Genomic DNA, 15,215 nt, shown 5'->3' on the forward strand with positions numbered 1-15,215 from the left:
AAACAATGGGTTGCCAAATCACCAAGCCCCCTCTCCTGCTGGAGAGGAGAGGAGAGGAGGGGGTGAGGAGAATAAAATAAACTGTTTATATCCCCCTCATCCCGACCTTCTCCCTCAAGGGAGAAGGGGCAGATACTTGTGTAGATACTTATGCTCTAAGTGGCAACCACAAGAAATTACCCCTACAGTAATACGTAGACATCAAATTTCGCTTTTTTCTTTCTTCATAAAATCACGAACATCACCAAAGGTAAATTTTGCAAAGCCTAGGGGCTGTTCTCAATTAAAGGTAACCTCTAAAAATTCAAAAAGCCCCTTCTCCCTTTGGGAGAAGGTTGGGATGAGGGCTTTAAAATCAAGTGGTTATTTCCCTCACCCTAGCCCTCTCCCAAAAGGAGAGGGGATACTTTAGAGATCCCCCAAAGTATATTTCAATATAACTCAATTGGTTACAAAACAACCAACTTTATTAAAATTATTTATATTCAATAAGTACGGCTAATTGAGAACAGTCTCTAGCTGTTGCGTTCGCTGCAAATTTTGAAGCCACATCCGTTCGAGAAGTCTAAAACTACAAGTATTTTGTAGTTGTGTGAAACAATCTTTTTTGGCAAAAAACAGCTTGTTTTAACAAAGGCAGCGCTGAAGGGTTTTCAATGGTAAATCAAAAGTATCGCCCACTCTTAGTGCTTTTGTAATTAAGGCTTGGTATTCCAATAACTGTTTGAAATAGCTATTGTATTTGTCTTAAGTAAACGCAATTCACACTTTAAATCATGCGGACACACACTTTATATATTTGTGCTAACCTTAAATACGTAAATTTAAAGCCCAACTATAACACCCACAATGGATAAGAATTAACTGCATTAATGAACCTCTCTGAGACACAACTTCCGGTTTTATTAGTAATCGACGACGATCAGACCCTGCATTTGTGGGCAAAACGTAATCTAACTACCGCCGGTTTTAATTTAATTTCCTGCACCGATGGTAAGGCAGGTATTGAAGCTTTTAAAGAATATTCACCTAATATTGTATTAATCGACGTTGAAATGCCCGGTATGGACGGCTTTGAATCCTGTGCAGAAATACGCAGCTTGCCGAACGGCGCTAGCACGCCTGTGATCATGATGACAGTGACCGAGGACTCGCAAAAAATAGCCCAAGCTTATGCTTCGGGTGCTACAGATTTTGTGATCAAACCGATCAACTGGGAAGTGCTAACACATCGCCTGCAATTTATGGTGAAGGCAAGTAATAATTTAATTAAGCTAGAGCAAAACGAATTACGTTTGTCAAAAGCAAAAAAAATGGCGCGATTGGGTAACTGGGAATGGCAGACCCATAACGATAGCGTGTACTGGTCGGATGAAATTTATTCGATGGTCGAATTAGACAGGAAAATGTTCACTCCTGACATCCATAATATCAAGGGGTTTATCCACACTGCTGACATAAAGCACGTCTGGCAACATTTACAGAACGCTGCTAAAACCAAAGAAGCGACCGTTATTGAATTTCGAATTATTAATTCAAGAAAGCAAGAGCGCTTCGTCTCACAACAAATTGAGGCTATTGAAAACCATAAAGCGCAAATCACCGGCCTGATAGGCACAATTCAGGATATAACGGAACGAAAACACCAAGAAAACAAAATTCGGCGTTTAGCTTACTACGATGAAGTTACACAACTACCAAATCGGAGCTTCTTTCTACAATTTTTATCAAAAACCATTGGCCTAGCACAACGGAACAAGCGTAACTTTGCCATTTTGTTTTTAGATCTGGACGGTTTTAAAGGCATTAATGACAGTTACGGGCATCAAGCTGGGGATCTGCTTTTGAAGGAAATATCAAGGCGTTTGACAAAGGGACTCAGATGTTCTGATTTAGCCTCAAGACACTTTGATCATTTTGACCCGAATATCGATCTAGCAAGATTAGGCGGTGATGAATTTATCATTCTATTGAATGATCTAACCCGTCCTGAAGATGCCGCTATCGTAGCGGAACGAATTCAAGGCTGGATAGCGGAGCCTGTAATGCTGGGTGACCGTCAGGCACATATTGGCGTAAGTATGGGTATTTCTGTCTTTCCGCATGATGGCGAAGATGCTGAAACCTTGCTAAAAAATGCGGATATTGCCATGTATCATGCTAAAAAATTGGGCAAAGGTCATTTTAAGTTTTTCCACGAGGCCATGACGTTAAGAGCCAAAAAACGGCTGGAAATGGAAACCTATATGCACTGCGCCGTCGCCAAAAATGAGCTACGCTTACATTATCAACCAGTAATCGATACCATATCTGGACAAATGATTGGAGCAGAGGCTCTGCTACGCTGGGAAAGCCCACAACTGGGTTTTTTGCCGCCCAATGATTTTATTTCCTTGGCAGAAGAAAACGGCGTTATTAATCAATTTGGTGAGTGGGTTATTCGTGAAGCGTGCCGCCAATATAACGTCTGGCAAAAGCTAGGATTAGGAGAGTTGACCATCGCAGTCAATCTGAGCAGCCTGCAATTCAATCAATCTTCATTCATCCCTATGATTGCAAAAATCATTCAGGAACATGACGTAAATCCCACTTTTTTAACATTTGAATTGACTGAAAGCATGCTTATGGCAGACACCGAAAACATGCTGAAAAAACTAGACGCACTGAAAAGTTTAGGTGTAAAACTGGCACTGGACGATTTTGGCACCGGCTACTCGTCGCTAAGTTACCTCAACCGTTTTCCACTGGATTCATTAAAAATTGACCACTCATTTGTGAAAGAATTACCTGATAGCGCCGATGCCGCAGCGATAGTGGGCGCAATTTTAGCATTAGCCAAAGCACTCAATTTAAAAACCGTTGCAGAAGGTGTCGAAACCAGCCAGCAAAATGTGTATTTGCAAAATACCACTTGTGATGCCATACAAGGTTATTATTTCTCAAAACCCCTGCCCGTCGAGGAATTTAAGAAATATTGGGAACAAAACAATAGCCCTATCCTATTAGGTTGAATTTATGTTTGGACTAACCCGAATCAGAGCTTATTTTCACCATGCTTCCATACGGACAAAACTGACATGGGTGATTGGTTCGTCTGCAATTCTTGCATTAATCTTTGTGGTGTCCACCCTCTTTTTCAGGGAATACTTCAATCGAAAACAACAAGCTGAACAGGATTTATCTGCCATAGCTGGCATAATCGCCTGGAATAATCGCGCAGCACTGGCACTTAAAGACTTTGATTCCACCAAGGAATCGTTGCAATCTTTAAAAAATCAACAGGGGATTGTTTCGGCCTTTTTCTATGACGGTGCCGGCAAAGTAGTTGCCTCTTATAAAACCGCACATCAATTGAATGAACCCATAACGGCTATGCAAGCCATCAACATTGTAAGGGATGACGCAACGATAGTACTATCAGAGCCGCTAGATCATTCTGTACTCGGCTCATTACAGCTAGAATTAAAAAAAATCTTCCGTGACGCTTCAAGGCATCCTCTAAAAACTGGCTATTCGGAAGTGACTATCTATGGCCAGAACGATCATCTACATTTATTTCGACCCATTTTCATGGGTAATAAACTCATTGGTATTTTGCATTTGGTAGATGGCCTCAGCCGTTTAAATGCCTTTTTGTCCAGCTTTTATCTGATTACCGCTGCACTTGTTTTCTTTACCTTACTAGCTGTTTGGTATATTTCGACGCGTCTCCAGCGGATTTTTTCAGATCCCTTGCTAAATTTGATGCAGGCCATGCGCACGGTCTCCCAGGAGAAACAATTCACCGCCCATGTCCCTAAAATCAATAATGATGAATTCGGTCAGCTAGTTGATGTTTATAATGCAATGCTAGATGAAATTCATAGCAGAGATACATTATTAGAATGGCAGCGGGAAATGTTGGCTATCCAAGTGGAAGACCGCACAGCCGAATTGTCAAGTAAGAATGTTGAATTACAACAGGTTATCGCTGAAGCTTTAGCCGCCAAAGAAGATGCCGAAGCATCTAGCCGTGCCAAATCGCAGTTTTTGTCCAATATCAGCCATGAAATTAGAACACCGATGAATGCCATTCTCGGCATGGCTGATTTTTTGTGGCATAGCGACTTGGTTGATGAACAACGCCGTTCCGTTAAGGTGATGAAACAATCTTCGGCCTTACTTCTCAGTGTCATTAACGATATTCTAGACTTCTCCAAGATAGAAGCCGGTAAATTAGCGCTATCCTTACAAAACTTTGTTTGCCAAAATTTACTGCGTGACAGCTTTGAGTTATTACAGATCGAAGCAAAAGCAAAAGACTTGCGGTATCGTCTGCAAATCAACTCGGAGTTGCCAGAACTAGTCCTTGGAGATTCAGTCAGATTAAGCCAGATTTTAGTTAATTTACTCAGCAATGCCGTCAAGTTCACTGCCCAAGGCGAAGTGACTCTCAGCGTTTCCAGCCAAGCTCTGCCTGAACAAAAAGTGAGATTATACTGTGAGATAACCGATACGGGAATTGGCATTAGTGCAGACAAGTTGAACTTGATTTTCGATGCTTTTTCCCAGGCAGACAGTACAATGACTCGAATTTACAGGGGTACGGGTCTGGGACTCGCCATCGCTAAGCAGCTAGTCCAATTAATGCAAGGGCAAATTGGCGTTAACAGCCAGCCCGGCATAGGCTCAACCTTTTGGTTTTGGGTGGACTTGGAAATATCGAAAGCATTGCCAAAACCCCTTAAAACTAACAACAATTATCGATTTAAAGCCAAGCTGCTGGTAGCGGAAGATTATCCTGCCAATCAATTGGTTGTACAACGATTTCTGGAAGATCTTGGTTGTCAGGTACATTTAGTCAGTAACGGCTTTGAAGCCGTAAAAGTATTGAAAAAACAACACTTCGATCTTGTTTTTATGGATTGCCAGATGCCTTTTATGGATGGCTATCAAGCCACCAAAGAGATTCGCCGCGATGAACTGGCAGAAGGATCAGGCAAGCACATTCCTATCATTGCTTTAACAGCCCACGCCTTAAGCGAAGATGAAACCCAATGCAAAGAAGCCGGTATGGATGAATGGGTTACCAAGCCCTTTACCCGTCAAGATTTGAGTAAAGCACTGCAAAAGTGGTTGCCAGAGCAATTACTTATTTCAGATCAACCTGCCCTTAAAACGGATATAAGCACCCTAGTAAAAGCAAGCAGTGTGATAGAAGACACCACTGCCATTAATATGGGGTTTTTCACGCAACAATTTCACTTGGATAACATTGTCGACTTAGATTTCATCACCACGTTAACGCAAACATTTCAACAAGATGCGGCACGAACGCTCAGTAATCTACAACAAAGCATAGAAAGTGGAGATGCCGAGCAGATTCGTAAGCTCGCGCATGGATTGAAATCGCTAAGTACAAACGTTGCTAGTGGCAAACTCACTGAATTGTGCAAGACCATGGAACAAGCCGGAAAAAATAATAATCTGACCGACACCCAAGCACTACTTGAATCCATGAAGCAGGAGTATTTAAGGGTGCTGACCGAACTGAATGCGTTGTGTGCAAAAGCGTAACAAATCACTTAAATGACAAAAGTGTAAGGACAGGACTTTGTACCTGTCCAGACGACCCCACATCCTTCAGGGCAACCACAAAATATTGCTCCCACGGTAGTTTGGAATCATCAAGGCTAACTGATTGTGCTAATTTCCGGTAAACAAAAAGCCATTCTTGCCCTGCTCGCTGACGGACAATTTCACTCTGGTACGGAATTGGCGGAAACGTTAAGTATCAGCCGTTCAGCAATCTGGAAGCAGTTAAATGGTTTAGCTGATCTGGGTCTACAACATTCTGCCATTAGTGGTAAAGGTTACCGACTGGTAAGGCCATTGGAATTACTGGATGAGAACAATATTTTAGCAGCCGTTGACGAAAAAACACGCGCATTAATAAGCTCTTTTGAAATTCATGACCAAATCCCTTCCACCAATACTTACTTAGTAGAACGCGCCCTGGAAAATACCCATTCAGGCGCTATCTGTTTTGCAGAACAGCAAACGGCTGGTAAAGGCCGACGCGGACGGCACTGGGTTTCGCCATTTGGCAGCAACATTTACTTGTCGATACTTTGGCGTTTTCAAGCTAGTCCAATGGCAATATCTGGACTTAGCCTTGCCATTGGCATTGCCGTTATCCGAGCACTCAAAGTCCACTATGGCGACACGTTTCGTTTAAAATGGCCTAATGACATTTATTATCAGGATAAAAAACTGGGCGGTATTTTGGTTGAAGTTTCTGGCGAATCCGATGGCCCATGCGCTGCAGTCATCGGTTTGGGGTTGAATGTCTACTTACCGGAAACGGAAGCCGCTGAAATTACCCAGCTATGGACTGATCTAACCCAGATTACCGGACAACAGCAGCTCAATAGGAATGTTTTAGCAGGAACTTTGCTAGATCAATTGCTGTTTGTTATTTCCGAATTTGAAGCAGTGGGCATAGCCGCTTATTTGGACGAATGGCGTAGATACGATTGCCTCAAAGACAAACCTGCAAAGCTGTTTATCGGACAACATAGCTATGAAGGCATTGTGCAAGGTATTGATGACAACGGACTGTTGCTGTTAGCCCGACCCGATGGCAGCACCCAGGCGTATGCTTCAGGGGAAGTCAGTTTTAATAGCCAGCATACGTTACCGGAGCAGATAAAAATCCCCTCTCCCCCTGAGAGAGGGCTAGGATGAGGGGAATAACTGCTTTATTTTAAATCCCTCATCCCAACCTTCTCCCAGGGGGAGAAGGAGTTTTTAAATTTTTAGAGGTTTCCATCTTATGAATTTATTGATCGACATGGGCAATACGCGGCTCAAATGGGCGGTCGGTAATTACCTTGATATTGCCCCTGGGCAAGCTATAGAAAATGTCAAGATTGATCGGGCCGCATTCACCCAATTATGGCGGGCTATCCCCCAGCCTACCCAATTAGCAATTTCTTGTGTCAGCACCAGCCAACTATCGGATTTGGTTGTATCAGTAGCCAACGAACTCTGGCCTGGAATAGGGATGGTTCAAGCAAAATCTGAAGCACAAGGATTTGGGGTCACCAATGCTTATCAAGAACCTGAAAAGTTAGGCGTTGACCGTTGGTTAGGTATGATAGCTAGCTACAACAAATATCAAAAAGCACTTTGTATCGTTGGGTGTGGTACGGCTATTACGGTCGATGTCATCGATGCATCAGGCAGGCATCTAGGTGGATTGATTAGTCCAGGTTTGCGGTTGATGAAAGAATCGCTTGCAAAAGGCACTGAAAATCTTAGCTTAAGCAAAACTGTATATCCATTCGGACTCGCAACAAATACCGATGCCGCCATTTATAATGGTACATTATCAGCCGCCTGCGGACTAATCGAGCGTGCGCTAAAAAATCAGCCCGACACAACGCAGTTGCTTTTAACAGGCGGCGATGCAGAAGTAATCGCCCCCCACCTTTCCAGGCTGGCTATTATTGACCCTGATTTGGTATTGCGTGGATTGGCGTTAACGTTACAAAGACAATCATGAAAATACTTTGCCTATTAGTCCTTCTGGCCAACATTTTTTTGTTGACGTGGGAATACAGAAGCGGCGCTTTAACAACTCATAAAGAAAGCCCTGAAGAACAGGCTCTCAAAGGGAAAGAGCAAATCCTATTGATACGCGAATTGAAAAAAGAGACCCATTCTTCGTTACCTAACATAAATCAAGCAACTCAGACGGATGTACTGAAACCAGATAGCCGTATTATCGAAATACAGGGCAACATTGAACAAACGTACATAACAACCAAGCAAGCTGAACATCCCAAAGTCAAGTTATACCAATTCCAATAAGTTCTCATTGTTACCTTCTCCAAAGGGAGAAGGCTAGGATGAGGGGATTTATATAACAACTTTTTGGAATTGGTATTACCTTAAGAAGATTTAATTGGCTTGTAGAGACGCGAGATTTTGCATTTCAACCAACTCATTTTCAGCTCCAATAGCTGCCAGAATGACGATCTTGGAACATGGCGATCACATGATACGACTAGCATTACGTGAATAATGCAGGTAAATAGCTAGAAAAAACTGTGTTCCAAAAATTAGGGTTGCCATCAACAAATGGATAGGTTGCGCTACTGGTGGCACACCCAATCTATCCAGGGAAATGCCTGCAATAATCGCAGTGACTATTAGCCCCATCAACAATATACCCACCTTAAAAATAAGAGTCGTTCTACCAACTCCCTGAAATATTTTCCAAAACAGCCAAGCGTTGGTAAACAAAATTACGGAAGAAAAAGAGCGGTGTACATAAAAAATAATAGGAAAATCATCGCGCCAATACTGTCGGTCAATATAAGCGTGTTCGTTGGCAATCAAATCCACCGCTTCTCTCACCTGCGTTCCCATGACCACTTGCAATAGGGTCATCGCCATTGCCGCAACCAGCACTTTATTGAACTTGGCAGGTAACCCACTTATATCTAAATAGCCCCAATGCGCCTTTTGTGAACGAGCAAGAATGTAGATAAGCAAGGCGACAATGAATAAAGCCAGCAACATGTGCAGGGTAATAATAACTGGTTTGAGATTACTGGCAACAACCGTCGAACCTAGCCAACCTTGAAAGCCCACCAGAAAAAACACAGCCCAAGACAAGTAAAAAATCACTTTGTCATCGCTACGATAAATGCGCGAACGCCAAGCTGTAAGGAAGATGAGAAATCCAATGGTAACGCCTGTTAAGCGGTTTAGGTATTCCGTCCAGGTCTTTACAGGATTAAATTGGGTGTTTTCATAACCTATTGCATAACGTTCATGGTAATCAGGCGGTAACTGAGATTCTTCCGTCGGAGGAATCCACTGGCCAAAGCAGGTCGGCCAATCGGGGCAACCCATTCCAGCACCGGATGCACGGACTATTCCGCCAACCAGTATCAGGAAATAAACGGCAATGACGGTTAGCGTCGCTAAGCGGCGAAAAGACTGGACGGCTTGTTGGTCAATCATACGTTAAAAGGTAATAGCTTGATCTGGGCTTGCATATCATCTTGCAAACCAAGATTGTTGTAGTCAGAGTCAGTCGTTTGGAGAACAATTAGCATTTTGTAACTTTTTTCGCCTAACTGTGCCAGCAGTACTTTTCCTACCACCTCTTGCTCGGCACTATCTTTGTTGATTATGCTTGAATTCGATTCTGGGCGAGTTAAAGTTTGGCATTCGGCAAGAAACATCTCGCGTTTAGATTTGCCTAGATAATGTGTACGGGCGACAATTTCCTGTCCGGTATAACAACCTTTATTGAAGCTAATGCCGCCTAACTTATCGAGATTTAGCATTTGTGGGACAAATTCTTCTGAAGTTGCCGTCGTCACCCAAGGAATGCCAGAGATAATGTCGAGATAAAGCCATTCATTCGAGCTGCCTGTGCGGAAGCCTTTGGAATCAACTTGCTCAGTCCATATGCGTGTAGCACTATCAACGTTGGTCACCAACAGTTTACGGCTTGTCAATCCAGGAAAACTGATCGAGATGATGCCTTTTTGAATCAGTGTGGAGAAAGTTTGGGCAGCATGTTCAGGTTCACATAAACCTAATAAACAAAACTCATCAGAGCTATCCGTTATTTTGGCATCAGAACGCAACACATACATCTGCAATCGTTTTTTGACGGTTTCCAACAATTCTACCGGCAGAATTAAAAGAAATTCATCCGATTTTTTCACCAGCAAAAACGTAGCTATCGCCCTGCCTTTAGGGTTGCACATTGCTGCCAAACTACTTTTAGCCTCACTAATGTCATTGACATTACAGGTGATTTGTCCTTGCAACAATTTGGCTGCATCTTTACCCGTGACCGACAACACGGCAAGATGGGTCAGTGGGTAAATGCTATTTTCGCTAATGTTTGCTGTATCTGCGAAAGCAACGCGATTTTCATCATTGGGTAATGTCTGTTGGTTTAGCAAAAATGTTTTCCAGTTTGAGTTCATGCGTTAGGGTAAAGGCCAAAAAATATTGGCTAATTATACCCGTATTATGTAACAGCCACACAAAGCCCATAGCCGCGCAGCGTTTTAGAATAAACCCGAAAATCTATCGTCTCATCAATCCAACCGGAAACTTTTGGATGTTGATTGACATAACTTCATCTAAATTCTATTTTCAAGTGGTTTTAAGTGCGATTGCCCTGGGGTTTTAGGTTTATTTCCTTGAACTAAAAAAGATTTGCTCTGACAATAGCCGTATTTTTCGGAAAATCATATGGCTCCCTTCAACAATATACGCGCCCTCATCATCGACATGGATGGTGTTCTGTGGCATGGCAACCAAGCAATAGCAGGCTTGACCGAGTTTTTTCAAACCTTACGCGAACTTAATCTCCGTTTTATTTTGGCAACCAATAATGCCAGCCATACGCCGCAACAATATGTGAAAAAACTGGCAGATATGGGAGTTACGGTTGATCTCAACGAAATTATGACTTCCGCCATGGCAACAGCGATGTATCTGGCTGAAATCATGGATCCCTCCCAAACTCGGGTTTTTGTGGTCGGTGAAGACGGGGCGATCCAAGCTCTGCAAGAACAAGGCTTTATCTTAACCGGATTGTATGAAATCAACAGTGCAACCAATAGAGGTGCGGATGTGGTCGTTTGCGGCAAAGATCATTCGATAAGCTGGGATAAGCTCGCGACGGCAACGCTCAATCTCCGCGCTGGCGCGAAGTTTTACGGCACCAATGGCGATAACACCCTGCCCACAGAACTCGGTTTGATACACGGCAATGGTGCTATCTTGGCGGCATTGCAAACCGCAAGCGGCGTTAGCCCAACGATTATCGGCAAGCCCGAACCCATCATGTACCAGCAAGCAATTTCACGCCTCGGCACTGATCTTGCCGAAACAATAGCAATCGGTGATAAGCTTGAAACAGACATTCTTGGAGCAGTTCGTACAGGTATTCGCAGCTTGATGGTATTGACTGGGGTATCAACGGAAGCTGACTTGAAAGCATCGGAATACCAACCTACTTGGGTTATGAAAGATATTCGTGCGGTCACCGAGGCATTGAGGATGCTCAAAATAAACTAATCCGAATAGTTTAAAAAAACCCTTTTCCCTTTGATTAAGTCAAACACCTCCGGCAAAGCCGGAGGCTTGAAAATATGAACCGCTCAAAGCGGGTTAGTTATTGCTCCACCTAAAGGTGGCGGCGCCTTAAAATGAGCTAAGTTGTTCTATTCGCTGATCCTCGGCTTCTTGATGCCTGATGTAATTCCTCACCGTTGCCTCATCCCTACCCACTGTTGAAACATAATAACACCAATCCCAATAAGTTTTCATTGATACCTTCTCCAAAGGGAGAAGGTCAGGATGAGGGGATTCAAATAACAACTTATTGGGATTGGTATAACCTCTCGCCCAAAAACTTTGACCCGTGAAGTTCTTTCTGCGCCCCATATAGTTTCATGCTATGGCTCTAAAATACACATACGGAGGACACCATGGCAAACCATGCCCTTAGCACGAAGCGATAGTTTCTGCCTGTCCGGTTGCATTAATTGCATCAACAAGCGCTTTAACGCGCTCGTTGATTTCATGATAATCCTTCTTTGCAGAAATATATGTCTTTGGCACAGATAGATCAATCGTTATTGACCAGGCGTGCCGCAATCTTCTGATATATATAGTTTTGCGCGGTTGCTACATAATGCCGATCATACCGTACTTTAATAAGGCATAATGGTGATGTTTATGGGAATTCCGGCAATATTCCGTTAGCCTACTTAAACTTTAAAACTTATTGCTCCGGCCTTTTTAAAGTTTTAAGTCAAGCTAATTTAATGTATTGGTGCACATGGCTTTAATTCAGAAATAATTCAAACTTCACAAGACCGAATCTATAGAGTATCCATTTGATCGCAAAAAAACACGGTGCGCCATTTGTCGTCGAACTCAAGCCTTCAAAAAAATTACAACGCTTAATCATCGTTATCCACCTTATCGCCTTGGGCGCAAGTGTTGTTAACTCTCTGCCTATTGCAGTGAAGCTGGCTATAGGTGCTGTGGTCGGCTTAAATTTCAAGATCAACTGCCCCCGGCTTAAGATTGAACAACGTAAAATAAGGTATACGGAAAAGCTGGGTTGGGAAATTTCCGATGGTGGTGACTTTGAAGCGGTAGCAATATTAAAATCAACTGTCGTCACAACGGTTTTTATATTTCTACAGATGCACAATAAACCCACCATTCTTATCGCTAATGATGCACTCAGGGAAGACGATTATAGACAGCTTATAGTAAAGTTGAGAATGACTGTGCATTAGTCTTCACTGCTGTATTAATCGCCCAGATTACTGTTGGAACTTGTATAATGCCGCTTATTATCTGGAATCTCTGAACATGTTATCGTTCGACCTGAGTCCATCGACAATTCTCAGGAGAGCCCTGTCGAAGGATTTAATCAGACTCCGCAATTCTTTACCCTTACACCTTATTCGCTTCCAAGAGAACTTATGGCACTTTACTGTGGAATCGTTGGTTTACCCAATGTGGGTAAATCAACCTTGTTTAACGCACTTACCAAAGCAAAAATCGCGGCAGAAAACTATCCGTTTTGCACTATTGACCCCAACGTAGGTGTCGTGCCTGTACCCGATCCCAGGATGGATAAGCTGGCAGAAATCGTTAAACCAGAACGCATCATTCCTACTACCATCGAGTTTGTAGATATTGCAGGATTGGTTGCAGGCGCATCAAAAGGTGAAGGCTTAGGCAATCAATTCTTGGCAAACATCCGCGAAACTGATGCCATTGCCCACGTTGTCCGCTGCTTTCAAGATGACAATGTTGTCCATGTTGCTGGGAAAATCGACCCACTTTCCGATATTGAAGTCATTAACACCGAACTGGCACTCGCCGACATGGCTTCCGTGGAACGAGCGTTACTGCGTGTAAGCAAAGCGTCCAAGTCCGGCAATAAAGATGATCTGGCGAAAAAGCAAGTCTTAGACCGTATTTACCAACAACTTGATGCCGGATTACCAGCGCGGGGATTAGATTTAGATGATGAAGAAATATGCCTCATCAAAGATTTGTGCTTGTTAACCCTTAAACCTACCATGTACATTGCCAATGTCCAGGATGATGGTTTTACCAATAATCCCTTATTGGACAAAGTCCAAGCGTTTGCCGATAACGAAGGGGCAACGGTGGTAGCGATCTGTGCTGCCATAGAGTCAGAAATAGCGCAGCTTGAAGACGATGAAAAAAAGGAATTCCTTGATGATCTAGGCTTGGAAGAACCTGGACTAAATCGTGTGGTAAGAGCTGGCTATAGCTTGCTTAACTTAGCCACTTACTTCACTGCTGGGGTCAAAGAGGTCAGGGCATGGACCATTCCTGTCGGAGCAACGGCCCCTCAATCCGCAGGGGTAATCCACACCGATTTTGAGAAAGGCTTTATCCGCGCCGAAGTTATCTCCTATCAGGACTTTATTAGCTACAAAGGCGAACAAGGTGCGAAAGATGCAGGCAAGTGGCGGCTAGAAGGCAAGGAGTATGTCGTTAAGGACGGCGATGTTGTGCATTTCAGATTCAACGTTTGACAAAACAAGGGGCGAAACCTATAATTCGCGGCTGTCTGTCAAGACCCCTCATGCGGCGATATAGCTCAGTTGGTTAGAGCACGGGATTCATAACCCCGGGGTCGGTGGTTCAAATCCACCTATCGCCACCATGTATATCAAGCCCTTACGATAAGCCGAAGGGTTTTTTATTGCCTATGGGACACTCATGGGGCAGTTTCAAATAAGTCGAACTGTTCAGCAGATGACAATTGGCTCTGATCTTCAAAAGAAGACAAGGTGACCCCCAATAAGCGTACATTACGTTGACCCACATCGGTATTTTTCAGTAACTCTGCGAGCAAATCTTTACTAAAAATTGCGGCAGTAATCTTCTTGGCTAAAGTGCGGCTGCGGGTGATCTGTGCAAAATCGAAATATTTGATTTTAATGGTTATGGTATGGGCGGAGAGTTGCTTTTTCGTTACTTTCGTCAGTGCTTTATCATAGAGTTGTTGTAAGTATTCGAGTACCTCCTCGGTATTGTTAAGATCCTGCTGAAAAGTGGTCTCCACGCCGACTGACTGGCTTTTTCTGTAACTGACGACGGGGCGATTATCAATCCCTCTGGCAATATTGTAGTAATACAAACCAGACTTGCCAAAATGTTGCTGTAAATCTTCCAGAGATAGGTTTTTTAAATCTTTGCCAATTTGAATACCTAATTTGTTCATTTTAAGTGCTGTGGCTTTGCCTACACCATGAAATTTACGAATCTGGAGTTGCTCAATAAAATCAGCCCCTTGCTTAGGTGTAATCAAGTACAAACCATCCGGCTTATCCATGTCAGAAGCGATTTTAGCCAGGAATTTATTGTAGGAAATACCCGCCGAAGCCGTCAGTTGAGTTTGTTGCTTTATCTTCGCTTTAATCGCTTTGGCAATCAGTGTCGCTGAACCACCATTATACTCAGACTCTGTGACATCCAAATACGCTTCATCCAATGACAGCGGTTCAACCAGATCAGTATATTCGAAAAATATTTGCCTAATAGCTTGTGAAGCTTCGCGGTATGCGTCGAACCGAGGTTTTACAAAAATGGCTTGTGGACACAAACGATAAGCTCGAGTGGTGGGCATAGCGGAATGGATGCCATATACCCTTGCTTCATAACTACAGGTTGCTACTACGCCACGGGAGAACGGATTGCCACCTACGACCAAGGGCTTGTTGCGGTATTCGGGGAAGTCACGTTGTTCGACCGCCGCAAAAAAAGCATCCATATCAATATGAATGATTTTGCGGGACGTGGACATAAAGCCCTATTTTTGGCGTTTCTTAGGTTCGGGCAATTTCAATTCTTCAGTGATCGCCCATTCTGAGAATGGATAAGGTAAGGTGTCAGTATTAAATGTAAGAAATGTCAGTATATGGTAAGTATACAACGACAGATTACGCCCAAACCTAAGCACATTCTCATTTGCAGCACCGGTAAAAAGTACTGACGCTATCTGCAATAAAATAACCGCCCAAACTAACATCCTGACCAAGCCACCGATGGCAGCGAAGATCAGCATAAAAAATATGCGTTTCCAAGTACTGATTTTTTTCAAGTTTTCTTCGAGTTGTTCGTCCATCAGA

The 15,215-nt window shown here is 43.2% G+C and carries 12 protein-coding genes, 1 tRNA gene and 1 pseudogene; 9 read left to right on the plus strand and 5 right to left on the minus strand.

The window, feature by feature from the left end:
* The first annotated feature begins 872 nt into the window (after positions 1 to 872).
* The 5 genes from ABL924_RS00270 (at position 873) to ABL924_RS00290 (ending at position 7,854) form a co-directional block, all read left to right on the plus strand.
* Entirely contained in the window at positions 873 to 3,011 is a 2,139-nt protein-coding gene (locus ABL924_RS00270) for an EAL domain-containing protein (RefSeq protein WP_349025056.1), read from the plus strand.
* A 4-nt stretch (positions 3,012 to 3,015) separates the two neighbouring features.
* Positions 3,016 to 5,556, plus strand: a complete 2,541-nt coding sequence (locus tag ABL924_RS00275) for an ATP-binding protein (protein ID WP_349025057.1) — start codon at positions 3,016 to 3,018, stop codon at positions 5,554 to 5,556.
* Between the two features lie 126 nt (positions 5,557 to 5,682).
* Entirely contained in the window at positions 5,683 to 6,726 is a 1,044-nt protein-coding gene (gene birA, locus ABL924_RS00280; protein ID WP_349025058.1) for a bifunctional biotin--[acetyl-CoA-carboxylase] ligase/biotin operon repressor BirA, read from the plus strand.
* A gap of 88 nt (positions 6,727 to 6,814) precedes the next feature.
* Positions 6,815 to 7,546 carry a type III pantothenate kinase gene (locus ABL924_RS00285; protein WP_349025059.1) on the plus strand — a complete coding sequence of 244 codons (732 nt, stop codon included), beginning with the start codon at positions 6,815 to 6,817 and terminating at the stop codon, positions 7,544 to 7,546.
* Positions 7,543 to 7,854, plus strand: a complete 312-nt coding sequence (locus ABL924_RS00290; protein ID WP_349025060.1) for a hypothetical protein — start codon at positions 7,543 to 7,545, stop codon at positions 7,852 to 7,854. Before ABL924_RS00285 ends, ABL924_RS00290 begins: the two co-directional genes overlap by 4 nt.
* Positions 7,855 to 8,037: 183 nt before the next feature.
* Here ABL924_RS00290 and ABL924_RS00295 read toward each other — a convergent pair whose 3' ends face one another.
* Positions 8,038 to 9,015, minus strand: coding sequence for a COX15/CtaA family protein (locus ABL924_RS00295; RefSeq protein ID WP_349025061.1), 978 nt, complete (start codon positions 9,013 to 9,015; stop codon positions 8,038 to 8,040).
* Positions 9,012 to 9,998 (minus strand): folate-binding protein, encoded by a 987-nt coding sequence (locus ABL924_RS00300; protein ID WP_349025062.1) that lies wholly within the window; start codon positions 9,996 to 9,998, stop codon positions 9,012 to 9,014. Before ABL924_RS00300 ends, ABL924_RS00295 begins: the two co-directional genes overlap by 4 nt.
* Before the next feature lie 271 nt (positions 9,999 to 10,269).
* Between ABL924_RS00300 and ABL924_RS00305 the strand changes: the two genes are divergently transcribed.
* Positions 10,270 to 11,100: an HAD-IIA family hydrolase gene (locus tag ABL924_RS00305; protein ID WP_349025063.1), complete on the plus strand. Its 831-nt coding sequence runs from the start codon at positions 10,270 to 10,272 to the stop codon at positions 11,098 to 11,100.
* A gap of 126 nt (positions 11,101 to 11,226) precedes the next feature.
* Here the strand turns inward: ABL924_RS00305 and ABL924_RS00310 are convergent.
* Positions 11,227 to 11,328, minus strand: a pseudogene (locus ABL924_RS00310) (IS200/IS605 family transposase); the annotation flags it as partial.
* Positions 11,329 to 11,924: 596 nt separating this feature from the next.
* Between ABL924_RS00310 and ABL924_RS00315 the strand changes: the two are divergent.
* The 3 genes from ABL924_RS00315 (at position 11,925) to ABL924_RS00325 (ending at position 13,747) form a co-directional block, all read left to right on the plus strand.
* On the plus strand, positions 11,925 to 12,335 hold the full coding sequence (locus ABL924_RS00315; RefSeq protein ID WP_349025064.1) for a protein YgfX: 411 nt from the start codon (positions 11,925 to 11,927) through the stop codon (positions 12,333 to 12,335).
* 189 nt (positions 12,336 to 12,524) lie between these two features.
* Positions 12,525 to 13,616, plus strand: coding sequence for a redox-regulated ATPase YchF (gene ychF, locus ABL924_RS00320; protein WP_349025065.1), 1,092 nt, complete (start codon positions 12,525 to 12,527; stop codon positions 13,614 to 13,616).
* Between the two features lie 54 nt (positions 13,617 to 13,670).
* Positions 13,671 to 13,747: transfer RNA gene (locus tag ABL924_RS00325), tRNA-Met, on the plus strand.
* A 54-nt stretch (positions 13,748 to 13,801) separates the two neighbouring features.
* Here the strand turns inward: ABL924_RS00325 and dinB are convergent.
* Positions 13,802 to 14,890, minus strand: a complete 1,089-nt coding sequence (gene dinB, locus ABL924_RS00330; RefSeq protein ID WP_349025066.1) for a DNA polymerase IV — start codon at positions 14,888 to 14,890, stop codon at positions 13,802 to 13,804.
* 6 nt (positions 14,891 to 14,896) lie between these two features.
* Positions 14,897 to 15,211, minus strand: coding sequence for a DUF4389 domain-containing protein (locus tag ABL924_RS00335; RefSeq protein WP_349025067.1), 315 nt, complete (start codon positions 15,209 to 15,211; stop codon positions 14,897 to 14,899).
* Positions 15,212 to 15,215 lie beyond the last annotated feature (4 nt).

Origin of the sequence: Methyloglobulus sp., assembly GCF_040079455.1 — a bacterium.
Lineage (GTDB): Bacteria > Pseudomonadota > Gammaproteobacteria > Methylococcales > Methylomonadaceae > Methyloglobulus.